At 42.1% G+C, this 13,329-nt stretch carries 20 protein-coding genes; 7 read left to right on the top strand and 13 right to left on the bottom strand.

Features of this window, described 5'->3' with window-relative positions; all coding sequences use genetic code 11:
• Position 1 precedes the first annotated feature (1 nt).
• The 4 genes from ACMXYO_RS08485 to ACMXYO_RS08470 all read left to right on the top strand — a co-directional run bounded on the left by ACMXYO_RS08485 (position 2) and on the right by ACMXYO_RS08470 (position 2,669).
• Positions 2–646: a DUF47 domain-containing protein gene (locus ACMXYO_RS08485; RefSeq protein ID WP_415888050.1), complete on the top strand. Its 645-nt coding sequence runs from the start codon at positions 2–4 to the stop codon at positions 644–646.
• A 97-nt stretch (positions 647–743) separates the two neighbouring features.
• Positions 744–1,571 carry an AraC family ligand binding domain-containing protein gene (locus ACMXYO_RS08480; RefSeq protein WP_415888049.1) on the top strand — a complete coding sequence of 276 codons (828 nt, stop codon included), beginning with the start codon at positions 744–746 and terminating at the stop codon, positions 1,569–1,571.
• Between the two features lie 85 nt (positions 1,572–1,656).
• Positions 1,657–2,364, top strand: coding sequence for an AzlC family ABC transporter permease (locus tag ACMXYO_RS08475; RefSeq protein ID WP_415888048.1), 708 nt, complete (start codon positions 1,657–1,659; stop codon positions 2,362–2,364).
• Entirely contained in the window at positions 2,361–2,669 is a 309-nt protein-coding gene (locus ACMXYO_RS08470) for an AzlD domain-containing protein (protein WP_415888047.1), read from the top strand. The genes ACMXYO_RS08475 and ACMXYO_RS08470 overlap by 4 nt, the downstream gene beginning before the upstream one ends.
• A gap of 2 nt (positions 2,670–2,671) precedes the next feature.
• On the opposite strand, the gene ACMXYO_RS08465 is transcribed toward ACMXYO_RS08470, so the two are convergent.
• Positions 2,672–3,607 carry a D-hexose-6-phosphate mutarotase gene (locus tag ACMXYO_RS08465; protein WP_415888046.1) on the bottom strand — a complete coding sequence of 312 codons (936 nt, stop codon included), beginning with the start codon at positions 3,605–3,607 and terminating at the stop codon, positions 2,672–2,674.
• 162 nt (positions 3,608–3,769) lie between these two features.
• Between ACMXYO_RS08465 and ACMXYO_RS08460 the strand changes: the two genes are divergently transcribed.
• Complete coding sequence (locus ACMXYO_RS08460; RefSeq protein WP_415888045.1) at positions 3,770–4,354, top strand: DNA-J related domain-containing protein; 585 nt, start codon at positions 3,770–3,772, stop codon at positions 4,352–4,354.
• Position 4,355: 1 nt separating this feature from the next.
• Here ACMXYO_RS08460 and ACMXYO_RS08455 read toward each other — a convergent pair whose 3' ends face one another.
• The 10 genes from ACMXYO_RS08455 to ACMXYO_RS08410 form a co-directional block, all read right to left on the bottom strand.
• Entirely contained in the window at positions 4,356–4,808 is a 453-nt protein-coding gene (locus ACMXYO_RS08455; RefSeq protein ID WP_415888044.1) for a GNAT family N-acetyltransferase, read from the bottom strand.
• Positions 4,809–4,839: 31 nt separating this feature from the next.
• Positions 4,840–5,067, bottom strand: coding sequence for a cysteine-rich CWC family protein (locus ACMXYO_RS08450; RefSeq protein WP_415888043.1), 228 nt, complete (start codon positions 5,065–5,067; stop codon positions 4,840–4,842).
• Between the two features lie 117 nt (positions 5,068–5,184).
• On the bottom strand, positions 5,185–5,412 hold the full coding sequence (locus ACMXYO_RS08445) for a hypothetical protein (RefSeq protein ID WP_415888042.1): 228 nt from the start codon (positions 5,410–5,412) through the stop codon (positions 5,185–5,187).
• Positions 5,413–5,464: 52 nt separating this feature from the next.
• Positions 5,465–5,881, bottom strand: a complete 417-nt coding sequence (locus ACMXYO_RS08440) for a hypothetical protein (protein ID WP_415888041.1) — start codon at positions 5,879–5,881, stop codon at positions 5,465–5,467.
• A gap of 91 nt (positions 5,882–5,972) precedes the next feature.
• On the bottom strand, positions 5,973–6,239 hold the full coding sequence (locus tag ACMXYO_RS08435; protein ID WP_415888040.1) for a hypothetical protein: 267 nt from the start codon (positions 6,237–6,239) through the stop codon (positions 5,973–5,975).
• A gap of 73 nt (positions 6,240–6,312) precedes the next feature.
• Positions 6,313–6,834, bottom strand: a complete 522-nt coding sequence (locus ACMXYO_RS08430; RefSeq protein WP_415888039.1) for a hypothetical protein — start codon at positions 6,832–6,834, stop codon at positions 6,313–6,315.
• An 80-nt stretch (positions 6,835–6,914) separates the two neighbouring features.
• Positions 6,915–7,529, bottom strand: a complete 615-nt coding sequence (locus ACMXYO_RS08425; RefSeq protein WP_415888038.1) for a hypothetical protein — start codon at positions 7,527–7,529, stop codon at positions 6,915–6,917.
• Between the two features lie 65 nt (positions 7,530–7,594).
• Positions 7,595–7,975: a hypothetical protein gene (locus ACMXYO_RS08420; protein ID WP_415888037.1), complete on the bottom strand. Its 381-nt coding sequence runs from the start codon at positions 7,973–7,975 to the stop codon at positions 7,595–7,597.
• Positions 7,976–8,222: 247 nt separating this feature from the next.
• A complete protein-coding gene (locus tag ACMXYO_RS08415) occupies positions 8,223–9,458 on the bottom strand; it encodes a DEAD/DEAH box helicase (protein WP_415888036.1) in 1,236 nt (411 codons plus the stop codon).
• 2 nt (positions 9,459–9,460) lie between these two features.
• Positions 9,461–10,546, bottom strand: a complete 1,086-nt coding sequence (locus ACMXYO_RS08410; protein WP_415888035.1) for a site-2 protease family protein — start codon at positions 10,544–10,546, stop codon at positions 9,461–9,463.
• A 122-nt stretch (positions 10,547–10,668) separates the two neighbouring features.
• Between ACMXYO_RS08410 and arfA the strand changes: the two genes are divergently transcribed.
• Positions 10,669–10,863, top strand: coding sequence for an alternative ribosome rescue factor ArfA (gene arfA, locus ACMXYO_RS08405; RefSeq protein ID WP_415881292.1), 195 nt, complete (start codon positions 10,669–10,671; stop codon positions 10,861–10,863).
• Between the two features lie 39 nt (positions 10,864–10,902).
• Here the strand turns inward: arfA and ACMXYO_RS08400 are convergent, their stop codons facing one another.
• Positions 10,903–11,289, bottom strand: coding sequence for a hypothetical protein (locus tag ACMXYO_RS08400; protein ID WP_415888034.1), 387 nt, complete (start codon positions 11,287–11,289; stop codon positions 10,903–10,905).
• Positions 11,290–11,376: 87 nt separating this feature from the next.
• Positions 11,377–11,742 (bottom strand): hemerythrin family protein, encoded by a 366-nt coding sequence (locus ACMXYO_RS08395; protein WP_415888033.1) that lies wholly within the window; start codon positions 11,740–11,742, stop codon positions 11,377–11,379.
• Positions 11,743–11,969: 227 nt separating this feature from the next.
• Between ACMXYO_RS08395 and ACMXYO_RS08390 the strand changes: the two genes are divergently transcribed.
• On the top strand, positions 11,970–13,307 hold the full coding sequence (locus ACMXYO_RS08390; protein ID WP_415888032.1) for a vWA domain-containing protein: 1,338 nt from the start codon (positions 11,970–11,972) through the stop codon (positions 13,305–13,307).
• Positions 13,308–13,329: the final 22 nt, after the last annotated feature.

Genomic DNA, 13,329 nt, shown 5'->3' with positions numbered 1-13,329 from the left:
TATGAGCGATCAGAGTAAACAAAACCTCTTTCGCAAACTCCTTAATAGGATTGTCCCTACGCCACCTGACTTTTTCTTACTTCTAACAGAGCAATGTACGTTGGTAACGGTAACGATACGAAACCTCTATCAATATATGAAAAGCCCTAATCCCTATCTTGCTGAGGTATTAGCAGCAGATGAGCACCAAGCAGACGCGCTTAAAATTCGTAACTTGCACCAGCTAAACCGTGCCTTTTCCACTCCTATAGATCGTGAAGATATCTACCGTGCCATTGCCTCTTTGGATTGGATCATCACACATTGTAAAAGCACGATAAATGAGATGCTTGATCTAGGCGTCGAGCCTGACGAACAGATGGTGAGAATTCTTGAAGAGCTTCTTACGGGTTGCGAAGCCTTAGAGCGAGGCTTTGGAGGACTATCTACCTATCCTGCTGGCAGTGAGAAAGATGCACAAATTGCCCGACATGCTCATAGACGTATCGAGAGACTGTATAGGCACAGCTTAAAAGAACTCTTCCAAGGTGAAGTCACCACCGAGATGCTGTGTAAGCGAGAGATCTACCACCATTTGATGGATGGATCTCGAAGATTACATGCTGCAGCAAACGTCCTTCACGATATTATGGTCAAATTGATCTGAAAACACGCGATAGATTCTCAATTCCATCGCCACTCTATCAACGCAAAAAATCAATTTTGTACAAAAACCAGAATACGGTTTGCGCTAGAATGTAGCCATGAGCAAAAAAGAGATCGCTAACTACCATATAGAAGATGAACTCGGCGGATTAGAGATGCTAGAAGCATCCTATGAGCGCCAGAATTTCTCTAGGCATAGTCATGAGGGCTATACGGTAGGCGTGATTGAGGAAGGTGCTCAGCGCTTTCTTAGAAATGGTGCCAACCACGTTGCGCCTCAAGACAGTATCATCCTAGTTAATCATGACGAAGTACACGATGGACACTCCGCAGCTGAAGGTGGCTGGTCTTATAAAGCGATCTACCCACTACCTGATCAATTAGCCAGCATTGCTAAAGAAGCGGGCCTAAATATCAGCGGCTCCGTCTATTTCTCGGAACCTGTCGTTAAAGATCCAGAGCTTGCTGGCTTGTTTCGTCTAGCACTATATCACCTACAACACTCTGATAACCGTTTGCTACGCGAGACACTGTTATACAACGCATTACTCAAGTTGATGCAGCGTCATGGTAAATGCAGCACAGAGATACCTGAACAGGCCGATGCTAAGTCCCGTGTGGCTTTGGTAAAAAACTACCTCGATGATCACCCTCAAGCTGATGTGTCTTTAGAAGATCTAGCCAAACTTGCGGGCATCAGTGCTTTTCATCTAGTGCGGCAGTTCCAAAAGTTCTACGGGCTCCCTCCTCATGCTTATCAAATACAATCCCGTGTAAGGCTAAGCAAACGCTTTATTGCTCAAGGCGACACACTATTAGATGCTGCTTTAAAAGCAGGATTTCACGATCAGAGCCATCTTAACCGTCATTTCAAACGCACTATCGGTGTAACGCCGGGTCAATATGCACGCCAGATAAGAAGCTAGTATCACAAACAAGTAGCAATCCCGTACAAGACTCACAATCACTGAATATTTATCTTTATCGCTCAACATAAGAAAGAGCGTGAAAGTGAATAGTCAGGTAAAAATTCCATTAAACCCTAAGCAATCCTTCCTTAAAGGCACGGTTGCGATGTTGCCCCTTATTGTAGCTGTGCTGCCTTGGGGCATATTAGTCGGCGCATACGGGATCGAATCAGGTCTAACCGCTTGGCAAACTCAGGCCATGTCACTGTTTGTATTTGCGGGCACTTCACAGTTGGTTGCTATAGGTATGCTACAGGCCGGCGCTTCTATGTTCAGCATACTCATCACCACATTGCTGATTACCTCACGACATCTGCTGTATAGCATGGCAATGCGACAGCATATCCAGGCACTACCCCTTAAATGGCGCAGTTCGCTTGGCTTCCTGTTAACCGACGAACTCTTCGTAAATGGCACGCAAGATAACGGTATATTTAATCGTTGGTATGCATTGGGTGGCGGCTTAAGTTTCTATATCGCCTGGAATGTTGCGACGCTGCTAGGGATCGTCGCTGGCGCTGCTTTGCCCAATCTAACTACCCTTGGATTGGACTTCGCGGTTGTCGCTACCTTTATCGCCATACTCATCCCGATGATTAAAAACCTTTCATATCTGGTCTGTGTAGGTATATCTCTGGTGGTATCGGTGTATTGCGAAGCGCATGAGGTTCAAGCAGGCTTATTGATCTCAATTATTTTGGGGATGCTAAGTGGTTATTTCATTAAATGCACAGCGAGGAGGTCAAAATGAATGATTGGCTACTGTTCGGGCTTATGGCGATCATTGTATTCGCAAGTCGCTATCTCTTTTTAGAACCCCGCTTACCACTCAAGCTAAACGATAAGGCTCTAGAGCTGCTCAGCTATTCGGCCCCTGCCGTACTAGCAGCCGTTATAGGCCCATTAGTATTCTTACAGGAAGGAAAGCTAACAACGAGCTTGGGCAGCCCATATATTATCGGCGCACTAGCTGCCATCGTGTTGATGCTTTTAACTAAAAACACCTTGATGACAGCCGTACTGAGTATGGGTGTGTTCTTTGTCTGTAATCTATAGGGTTACAGACGAACAGAGCGGATCGAAACTTTGCTAATTGAATCACTACCAGGCGCTAGTTCAACCGCATTATCAAGAACAGAAGCATTTTCTAAACAGACCATATTCTCATAGTCATTATCAGCAAAATGGCTTAAGCGTTTGCTTTTATCGATCCAAGGGTTCCAAACCACCATATCAGGGAGGTTATCAGCGCTCATAAGGATCTGACGGCGCATCTGCTTATCTTTAATAGATACCTGAGCTGGAATATTTGGGTAGATACGGTCCGTTTCAGCCGAGATACCAATGGCAGAGTTAGATTGCTTAACCTGCCAATCCTCAAGCGTATCTATGTACTCAACAGCTTCTAATCCTTCGATAGCGGTCTCACTGACATGACCAACCTGAAGGTAACTGTGTAAAGCACTGGTATAACTGAAGGCATACGAACCTAAGTTTTTAACTTTGAGCTCAAAATCTAACTCAACACCTACAGTAACCGTCAAACGAAGAACAGCAGGATAAGGCCAGAGTTCTGTTGGTAAAACCTCGAGCTGTAGCGTTAATCGTGTGGTTTCACTATCGATCAGATCGATAGCCAATAGTTCCCAATCCTCAGATCGTACAAATCCATGTGCAGGTGCCTCTGAGAGGTTCACTTGGGCTTTAACTTGATCTGGATTTCTGGATAGATCCCCAAACCATGGCCAGCAGATAGGTACTCCACCGCGCAGAGACTTACCGGCTTTAAAATCGTTTTCTTGGCTCAACCATAAAACAGGCTGCTCCCCTATTCGGCTGTACTCAGCAACTTGCGCCCCTTGCAAAAAAATAGTGGCCGAAGCCGCTTCGTTTTTTACTGCGATGGCAATGAGCTGCTTATGAATCTCAATAGTAATGCCTTTTAAAGCACCATACTTTGCGTACAGCGCTTGAACTTGATCTGCCAGATTCATAATTTTTGTTATTCCTGGTTACTAAACTGCAAGGCAGTATTTTACGCTTACCAATACTTGGGTAAAAGCCAATCGAGCGTTTTAATGCATGAAATATTCTCGACTGGTAATCCTCATCCTACGCCGATAAGCTGAGTGGATCATCAGCAAAACTACTGAATTATGCATCGCAACCCACTAGTAACTCCTATAGAAGAGATCCTTAGACAGTCCGAAAGCAGCTTAAGTGTATATGAGTTGTTAAAAGCTCTAGATCTCAACGCTGATGATTTCGGTGAAGATGCACCATCAGGTAGTGACTTGGCCCTGTTTAGACAGCATTTCCTGATTATGAATGCGCTCTATACCCTGCAACCTAAGTTTTGGAATCAAGGCTTAAAACTGACTATCTCTGCACTAGAGATCAGCCTTATCAAAACCGAAAACAGCAATCAAAACGAATTGTCACTGGAGTCAGATCAAGCAGTCAGAGAGTACTATCTGGATTGGGATGAGTTCACATCAAGTAACGAAGAATCGGTTAACAAACTACTCGATAGTTTTTGGACTCGTTATTTTAATCAAGATCACTATCAGAATGCTCTTGATGTTTTAGGTCTAACTGAAGACAGCGATTATCAGTCGGTCAAAACACAATACCGAAAATTAGCTTCAGAACATCATCCAGACAAAGGTGGCTGCAAGGTAAAATTTAATGAGATAAGAGAGGCTTATGAAGTGATTATTAGCGTTACAAACAAGACCTAACTTATTGATTAATCAATATTTCCATAGGTTGATAAACCAAACCTGACAACTCTCCCACATCCCCTGCAAGCTTAAAACCATATTTCTGATAAGCAGGGACAGAAGGCAATGAAGCGCTGACAGTTACGGTTTCTGATCTCGCATATTTCAATACAGCTGTAAGTAATCCCCGACCAATCCCGCCTTTTTGCTGACTAGGTGTAACAAATAGCATCGCAATATGATGGCCTTCCTTTAGCTCTACCACACCTAATATTTCACCGTTTTTACCTTCTGCGACGAGCATACGATTATCTGCTTTCATCCTCTCGGCAAAAGCATCTGCAGAGGATATTGCCGTAAAAGTAGCAATCCCTTCATCAGACAATGATCCAGCAACCGAGTCAGAGAAAGCGTCTAAACAGACTTGACTAACTCCCTCGATATCGCCCTTTTTCATCTCTCTAATGATCATCTTTTTCCTTAATATTTCTAAAAGAAACCTATCAATCTGAAGGGCTCTGTTTATTTTCAGAATCGGGAATGCTATCCCAACTTGCTTTAAATTCGTTTAGGCATTTACAACACAAACACTCATCCCATCTTTCAGCCAAATAACCCGCCTGCTCCCTTGTCAGATAGATCTCACTGCAATCACAGATAAAATAGCTGCCGACCTTGCACTCAAACAATGAGCCACACTTCGGGCAAGTTGCTTGTTCATGTTGAGGCATACATAAATCCAAATCACTAACGTTGATGTTTAACGGTTGGCATACGGATTATAAGCGAAGAATAAATCTGCTTACGGGACGGATATTTAAGTTTTCAACTAGAAACCTTATAAGGCCTTATAGCGAATAAAGAACGTAAGCCGAAATGCACCATATAACAGCCCCAACTAAACGCTCTACCACATCGCCATAGCTAACCTGCTTATTCCAATGCGGAGGGTACACTGCTTTTATAGAATACCGACCTGTAGCTGACAGGCTCATATCCAACAGTACCCCGCCCTCTATAGCGAGCTTTAAAAGAAGACCGAGGCCTTTGATTACAGCTTCTAAAATTTCTAGCATTTATGTTTATTGTTCATAGCAGCCTAAAAGAGTACGTCGGGTGGCTTTTTTATTATGTATTTCTGAATCTTGGTTGATGATGCAGAAACAACACCAAATTCTTTACTGAGGTAACTTTGTCAAAATATGGATTTTTCTCAGGGCTATCAGTATTAATTCCCAAGCGCTCTGCTACCGCCAAATAAATATCATCAAGATCATCAGGGTCCATATTATAGGTACTATCAAACGTATCTTCGGTTTCGATGGGGAAAGGCTTACCGTCGTATTTGCCAAGCCAGAGATAAAGTTCATTCCAAACTTCCCTCATAATTTTAGTATCGACATTTCTGTAGTCGAAAGATCTCGCATATTTGCAGATATCCGCTTCCCCACGTTCAATGGATGACCGTTTCATCCTGAAATGTTCTAAGGCACTCAGGATTAACATAAGGATTATTATTGCTCCAATGATGTATAAATCTTCCATATGCTTACCTATTTATAACGCCGCCATAAAGGGCGGAGCGCATGCGACGTCCAGCCCGTAGGGCGATTTTTGATGGCCTTGTTATAGGGCATTACTGGAAACACCTTTTTATAAAATACCCACATACCCATGCAAGACCGAAAAATAAAAAAGCGAACGCAGCTATTCCGGCACTTGCACCAAGCAGCTGCAAAGTAATTTCTTTTTCTGTAGAAACTAAACCACTTACAACTGCCCACACAATACTAAGACCAAATATGCTGAACAGAATGAAACCTATCAGCATTGAAAAGAACACTAAAGGCTTCTGTAGCCTTTTGAATTGAATGCCTAATAGGATTGCTTCGATTAGTCCCATTGCTAGATCTTTATTGCCTTATAACGCCTAAAGCTACCGCGCAGAATGCGTCGGATGCCTTTGATTGTTAGGTTTATATTATTGCTAAGGCCACATAGAACAACACAATGTCTAGAGCTAGACCTATCCATCTTATGAATGTATTACCTTTGACAGCTGTAGCTATATAACTTTCTAAATATGTGGTTTTACCTAAACAAAACCTCTTAACTTCTAAAGCAGCAAAAATACCAATAAATGCTGATACCAAAGAATTTCCATCGAGGCTTCCTAGTTGATAAGTTCGAATGGCTATTGCAACGATTGCCACATGAATTACAACGTAAAAGAAAATAGTACCCAGCATTCGAGCTTCTGGGTTTTCCCCCATGGAAATATCAGTTGCCAAAGCAAGTGCTTTACCTTGTTTAGTTCTGGGTGCTAATACTTCATCTGACTGATCATCAAATGCCACCCCTTCTCGAACAGCTCTTTTCCGTTCAGCGATTTCAATTGAATTAAGCTCTGCTGAAGATGAACATTTAGAACAAAAATTATATTCACCAATATTCACAGTATCGCAAACTGCACACTTCCAATTGTAATCTGCACTCATGCTAAACCTAACGCTTGTGGCACGGGCAACCGCGCAGCGGTTGTCCAAGCCAGCTTTGCTGGCGTATGTGCCCACCCTTGTTATATACCAACATTATTCAGCAACTCGTTGATTGTGCTTTCAATTTTAGAGTTTAAGGTAGTGATAATTTCTTCCTTCTTATCAGTTGGGAGAGAGTCCCAGCTTTCAGCCAGATCATCAAAAGCAAGTTGCTCCAAGTTCTGAAGGTAGAATGCATTTCCTTTGCTTTCCCCGTGTAGGTATGGAGAAATATTTAGAGCTACGTAGACGATCGGTGAAGCCTTTTTACCCAGAAAAGACCTTTGGTTTACACCAAAACCATAAGTTCCCGGTATTTGGTAAACCTCTCTAGGGATTATTTTAATCAATAAATCTACTTTAGATTTATTGTCTTCATCATCTTGTTCGAATGTAGTGACATTGAAGCCTCTAGATTCCAGCCTTTTAGTAACGATTTCAGTCACTTTATTGTGGAAAGAAGAGTCAGTAATAGAAGCGTATTCATTGTTAAATACAGTTGTACCTATGACATTGAATGTTGGTTCTTTTGGAAAATTATTTACTACACCTGCCGTTTTTGCAGACTCAAGTTGAGTCTTAGTAAGCGGTGCAGAACAAGCAGTACAAAGTAAAAGTAAGGTAGTGATAGAAATTAGTTTAAATTTCCCTATCATTTTAAAACTCCTAATTAGTTGGTATATAACGCCTAAAGCAGCCGCGCAGTATGCGTCGGATGGCTTTACTTGTTATGAGATGTTACTCCCAACTTTGTTTCAATTTGCTCTAACAAATGAATTTTGAACTCTAGATTAGGGCCATCTTTTGACTCTTTGATGCTTTCTCTGAATGCTTCAGCATCCATAAAAAGTAACTTTTCTAATGAGGCCTTATATATTTGAATCGCTCTGGGATCATCAGCATTAAGTGCATCCCAAACAGTTAACCGATCGTATGCATTACTATCAATTAAATGTTCATGAGTTGCTTTGCATTCCTTAGCCAACTTGTCATGTGCCTCGACAGCTAATGAGTAATTAAAAAATTCCATGCCAGCAGCAACAGTAAACCCAATAAGTGCCGAGCTGCTACACAGAATTGAAATGGCTAATAGTTTCTTCATATTGACTCATAACAGCTAAATATATGTCAGATTGACGTGTTTAAACGCGTCAATTTGACATATATCTCCGAGAAAAGATATTAAGAGTGGGCTGTAATAACTTGATTTGCATAAGCTTTCCTTGCTTAGAGGGTTTGCGCCTTTGTGAAAAAGCGCCAATTTGACGTATTATCCTTTCATAAGTCGCAAAGGGATAAAAGACTGTTTTTATATACAGTCAAAATAAAGTGCGCTTTCTATTTTCTTATCACTTTTTTAAAGCACGTTTTTTCGCGCGCCTTTTCTGTGCTGCCTTAGTGTTGTTCCGAGTAATTTCTATTTCGCGAGTCAGATCCGGCTCAAAGCCTTGTAGCCATTGTTGTGGCAAACGGGTATCTAACAAGACCTCAATCTCTTCCAATAGATGATTCTGCTCTTCTATTAGTAAAGAGATAGCAACGCCCTTGTTACCTGCTCTGCCAGTTCTTCCAATACGGTGAATATAATCAGCTGCTTTATATGGCATCTCGTAATTGATTACGGCTGGTAGACTGTCGATATCGATGCCTCGTGCCGCTACATCTGTCGCAACAAGCACTTTAAGCTGCCCCTGCTTGAACTGTTCTAAAGCCTCTTCCCGCAACTTTTGTGATCGATCAGCATGGATGGCATCGGCAGAAATATTGGCTTGTTTCAAAACCTCTACTAGCTTGTCTGCGCCCTGCTTTGTATTACAAAAGACAATCACTTGTGACCAATCATGCTTGTCGACTAAGTGACTGACAATCGCTGATTTACGATCAGGGTCGCAGTTATAAACGATCTGATCGACATCAGCCGCAGAGGAATTACGCTGATCTACTTCGATACGCTCGGGCTTAACTAATAAATTTTTACTAAAACGATAGATTGAATCACTTAAGGTCGCTGAGAAAAGTAGTACCTGCCGCGGCTGTACATCACGCTTAGGCAACTTACTTAAAACCGCTTTTATCTCATCTTTGAAGCCCATATCTAACATACGGTCAGCTTCATCAAATACCAGGTGAGTGACTTGTCTTAGATTTACGGCTTTCTTTTTATGTAGATCCAATAATCGACCGGGTGTAGCCACCAGCACATCGATCCCTTTCTTAATTTGATCCACTTGCGGACCAATGCCCACACCGCCATAAACTACAGCTGATCTAAACCCAGTTCCTTTGGCATATTTCTTAAAGCTGTTATTTACCTGCTGTGCTAACTCCCTTGTTGGCGCTAGCACTAAAGCTTTGAGCATTTTATTTTGATCACTACTAAATTCAGGGTCGGTCAGAATGGATTGCAAGATGGGCAACGCAAAGGCTGCTGTCTTACCGGTACCAGTTTGCGCACCGACAAGAAGATCTTTACCAGACAGAATGACAGGTATCGCTTCAGCTTGAACAGGGGTGGCTTCGCTATAACCTGCGGTATTAATGGCTGCGATTAAACTGTCGCACAAAGGCAAAGTGTCAAACTTCATAATCAACTTCCAAGAATTTGTAATGGCAGAGCAAGTGCACTGTTACCTTGTTGACCTAAGATCCAGATCACCCAACATAAACCACCCACAGTAGCGAAGTACCATAGGGCTGATACTACCTGTCCATAGCGAGCCAATGGCAATAACTGACTACTGTGACGGTGTTTCCATTCGAGCACAATCTCGATACTACCCACAGCCAGCAAGAAGCCTAGCAGCGCCATGCCAAAGTAATAGCTAATCACGACACCCGCTACAGCACCGATTACGCAGATCACTAGACCAAAAACCGAGTTAACCGAAAAAGCGATACTTTTTAGGACGTGGCCACCATCTAACGGTAATACCGGCAACAAATTAAATAGATTGAGCAAGGCATTGAAGGCAGCAATACCCGCCAAGACCTCAATATCCGTCAACCAATATAGAACCAGAGCAACTAAAGATAGGAATAAGCCAAATACCGGCCCCATGATGGATATATAAACATCTTGCCAGCGAGTGTTAATACGATCATCTGATAATGCTAAGCCACCCAAAAAAGGTACCAGATAAATTCCCTTTGTCTTTAAGCCAAAACGCTTCATAGCACGCACATGGCCATATTCATGAAAAACCAAACAAAGGATAAGTGCTAACGCGAATTCAAAGGAGAATAACCAGCTATACGCTGCCAAACTTCCTGCAGCAAACAGTACTTTGATGACCTTAGCGCTTTTAAACAGCTTAAGGCCTAAAGAAGCCATACCCAGTATGCTGATCTTATTCGGCTGTTTTACGACATTCTCAACCACTTGGGTTTCGATATCTTTCTCGACTAGCTCACCACTTCCAAGCTTCTGATCTTCAACTGCTAGTTCATATTCAAGATTGAAGGGTTGCCATGTCAGTGACAAAGTCAAAACGCACTCGATCTCTTCACCTGATCCAGTCATCAGGGCGAAACGGTGCTCTGTACTCTCAGCAGGATCTGCACTCGCCGGTATTTGAGACACCAACTGGTTATCCCAATACAGGGCCTGCCATCCAGACATTGAGCCCTCAAGACGTAAAATTTTGCCTAGACAATCGATGCGTAACAGCTGCACAGTAATTCCTGCTGATTATGAAGTAAGTGTTTATCAAATAAGCGGCGCATTATAGCCAATCAGCGGTATAATGCAGCTTCTGCAATTGGAGAACATCGAATTACATTAACAAGGACACAGGTATGAAAACGAAAACAACCGTATCCTCAACCCATGTGGTGGATACAGGTAGAGGAAAGATTAAACAAAATCACTTAGCAGCATTAGTCACTTCAAAGGTTTTTAAATCCCAAGTAGTCAAAGCTAAAAAAGGTAAAGGTGCTTATAAACGTAAAGACAAACACAAAGGACGAGAGTCCTATTTAATAGCGGCGTAAACACGACTTACGTTCTTATTAAATAGGGCTTTTAACTGATTACTTCCAGCGCTTCACCTCTCCATGATCGAAGACGTTACCTGACTGAACCTTACAGTAATTGATGAAAATATTACTGAAAGAGACCCCGCTACGTTTTGAGATTGAGAAAGCAACCGATTCCATCATAGCTTCCACACACTCCATTTTATGAAAGCTAGGTGCATGTATATCGACCAGGATCGGGTGACTACCACTTTGAGGTTGACTTGCAGGCATCAAACCAGCAACTGCATATTGACGAGAAGGAATGAATTCCCAAGTTACCGTTATATGCTCAATACTGATTTCTGCAGCGCGAGAAAGGTCCGACGTTATCCCTTTAATCATATCTGGGATATCGCATTCATCTTCAAAAGGTAAAGATTTAATACAAATTAATGGCATTTCTTACTCTCACAGAAATTAGTGAAGATCTGAACTTAAAACAAGCTAACACTTAACACAAGACCTTAACATCTTATTTATTAAAGCTTATTTCCGACCAGATTCCATAATGTAAAGTTCAAGTTTTTTATCAACACCGAAGATATGGCGTTTCAACCATTCTGTTAGAAAATCAGATAGCATCTCTCTTAGTTGACTATCATAAGTATGATGATCATCTAACATCTTTTTTAATTCAGCACGAAATTTATTATGTGCTTGAAGGTGTGCACCAAAATCAGGGTAATTAAGTGCCTCCATATAAGCTTCTTCTAAGCAGAAATGGTGGTCAGCATAATCATGCAGCCGAGCAAAAGTAGATACATCTACTTGGTCAGCTTTGATTTCGTCAATTAAGTCGAACAGGACTTGGTGTTGCTGGTCTTGCCAAATAAGTTCACTGGTGAGCGTCATCGGATGCCCCTGTTTATATTTATTTTTCTTACAGCGTAACTTCCATTATGTAATAAGTATAAACAGGAGAAACTGATCTGTATCAGATATCGACTAAACGGTTTGTAACAAACAGCTTGCGAGGTTTTTACAAATCTTTTACAACTTCTATAAATCTATCTGACTTTCTATAGGCGGAACTGACCTAAATTTGCAGCATGTGATTAAGGTTAATAAGGACGAACATCATGAAAGCGCACCGCCTACCCAAAATTCTGCTAGCAACACTTTTGACTGTTGCTGGCCCCCTACTCAGTCAATCCGCTACCGCAAAACAGGTTGATCTTAATATCAATCTAGCAACGCCTGTGATGACGGCTGAACAAAACCACAACGCATTTATCAAAATCTCTTTAGAAGGGATTAAACAAGAAAGTCAGCAACAACGTGTAGCTGCCAATATTGCGATTGTTCTGGATAAGTCCGGTTCAATGCAGGGCGAAAAACTGTATCGCGCAAAAGAAGCTGCAATCATGGCAATCAATCGCCTAAATCAGAACGATATTGTTTCTGTTGTGAGTTACGACAACCGCGTTAATGTTGTTGTACCGGCTACAAAGGTTAGCGATAGCAACAGTATTGCTCGCGCTATCAATCAGATCCAAGCCCACGGTAACACCGCGTTATTTGCCGGTGTCAGCAAAGGCGCACAAGAACTCCGCAAGTTTCTAGATCTAAACAAAGTTAACCGTGTCATTTTACTTTCCGATGGTTTAGCCAACGTAGGCCCAAGCACACCGAATGAGTTGGGTAAGCTAGGGCTTTCTTTAGCTAGAGAAGGCATGAGCGTAACAACTATAGGTCTTGGCCTTGGCTATAACGAAGACTTAATGACTCAGTTGGCGGGCTTTAGCGATGGTAACCACGTCTTTGTTGAGAACGCTGATGACCTAGCACGTGTATTCCAATACGAATTTGGTGATGTCTTGTCGGTGGTTGCTCAAGGTGTTGATATCCAGATCCGTTGCTTAAACGGTGTAAAACCTTTACGCATCATCGGCCGTGAAGCTGAGATCGAAGGCGACATGGTTAAAACGCGCCTTAATCAGCTATATAGCGAGCAAGAGAAGTTTATTATCCTCGAGGTAGAAGTACCGTCTCAACAGGATAAGAGCAGCATCAACTTAGTCGATGTCGATGTAAACTACTTAGATCTTCTAAACAAACGAAAAGAAGCTCTTTCTAGCTCAGTTGCAGCAAACTTTACTCGTTCTGAACAAGAAGCTAAGGATGCGATCGATACACGTACTTATGAAGCCGCAGCAGAACAGGTAGCGAACGAACTAAACCGTGAAGCAGTACAAAAACGTGACCAAGGTGATATTGAGGGCGCTAAATCTATATTGCAACAAAGCGCTGATTACCTAGATAACTTAGGCACCTCTCTAGCCTCCCCTAAACTGTTAGAGCAGAAAGCAGAAGCGCTACAAGACGCGGAAGAGCTTGATGATGAACAGGAATGGGGTAAAAAACGTAAAGAGCTTAAAGAACGTCAATATAAACGCGCTAAACAGCAAAGCTACTAACCGTTTAGCTAACTGAGAATCT

The organism is Neptuniibacter sp. QD37_6 (assembly GCF_047778085.1).
GTDB lineage: Bacteria > Pseudomonadota > Gammaproteobacteria > Pseudomonadales > Balneatricaceae > Neptuniibacter.
This window is presented reverse-complemented; position numbering and strand designations above follow the sequence as displayed.

What these genes read in the sequence shown, in the direction of transcription:
- ACMXYO_RS08485 (WP_415888050.1), top strand. Translation starts at nt 2, where the DNA reads ATGAGCGATCAGAGTAAACAAAACCTCTTTCGCAAACTCCTTAATAGG.
- ACMXYO_RS08480 (WP_415888049.1), top strand. Translation starts at nt 744, where the DNA reads ATGAGCAAAAAAGAGATCGCTAACTACCATATAGAAGATGAACTCGGC.
- ACMXYO_RS08470 (WP_415888047.1), top strand. Translation starts at nt 2,361, where the DNA reads ATGAATGATTGGCTACTGTTCGGGCTTATGGCGATCATTGTATTCGCA.
- ACMXYO_RS08465 (WP_415888046.1), bottom strand. Translation starts at nt 3,607, where the DNA reads ATGAATCTGGCAGATCAAGTTCAAGCGCTGTACGCAAAGTATGGTGCT.
- ACMXYO_RS08460 (WP_415888045.1), top strand. Translation starts at nt 3,770, where the DNA reads ATGCATCGCAACCCACTAGTAACTCCTATAGAAGAGATCCTTAGACAG.
- ACMXYO_RS08455 (WP_415888044.1), bottom strand. Translation starts at nt 4,808, where the DNA reads ATGATCATTAGAGAGATGAAAAAGGGCGATATCGAGGGAGTTAGTCAA.
- ACMXYO_RS08450 (WP_415888043.1), bottom strand. Translation starts at nt 5,067, where the DNA reads ATGCCTCAACATGAACAAGCAACTTGCCCGAAGTGTGGCTCATTGTTT.
- ACMXYO_RS08445 (WP_415888042.1), bottom strand. Translation starts at nt 5,412, where the DNA reads ATGCTAGAAATTTTAGAAGCTGTAATCAAAGGCCTCGGTCTTCTTTTA.
- ACMXYO_RS08440 (WP_415888041.1), bottom strand. Translation starts at nt 5,881, where the DNA reads ATGGAAGATTTATACATCATTGGAGCAATAATAATCCTTATGTTAATC.
- ACMXYO_RS08435 (WP_415888040.1), bottom strand. Translation starts at nt 6,239, where the DNA reads ATGGGACTAATCGAAGCAATCCTATTAGGCATTCAATTCAAAAGGCTA.
- ACMXYO_RS08430 (WP_415888039.1), bottom strand. Translation starts at nt 6,834, where the DNA reads ATGAGTGCAGATTACAATTGGAAGTGTGCAGTTTGCGATACTGTGAAT.
- ACMXYO_RS08425 (WP_415888038.1), bottom strand. Translation starts at nt 7,529, where the DNA reads ATGATAGGGAAATTTAAACTAATTTCTATCACTACCTTACTTTTACTT.
- ACMXYO_RS08420 (WP_415888037.1), bottom strand. Translation starts at nt 7,975, where the DNA reads ATGAAGAAACTATTAGCCATTTCAATTCTGTGTAGCAGCTCGGCACTT.
- ACMXYO_RS08415 (WP_415888036.1), bottom strand. Translation starts at nt 9,458, where the DNA reads ATGAAGTTTGACACTTTGCCTTTGTGCGACAGTTTAATCGCAGCCATT.
- arfA (WP_415881292.1), top strand. Translation starts at nt 10,669, where the DNA reads ATGAAAACGAAAACAACCGTATCCTCAACCCATGTGGTGGATACAGGT.
- ACMXYO_RS08400 (WP_415888034.1), bottom strand. Translation starts at nt 11,289, where the DNA reads ATGCCATTAATTTGTATTAAATCTTTACCTTTTGAAGATGAATGCGAT.
- ACMXYO_RS08395 (WP_415888033.1), bottom strand. Translation starts at nt 11,742, where the DNA reads ATGACGCTCACCAGTGAACTTATTTGGCAAGACCAGCAACACCAAGTC.
- ACMXYO_RS08390 (WP_415888032.1), top strand. Translation starts at nt 11,970, where the DNA reads ATGAAAGCGCACCGCCTACCCAAAATTCTGCTAGCAACACTTTTGACT.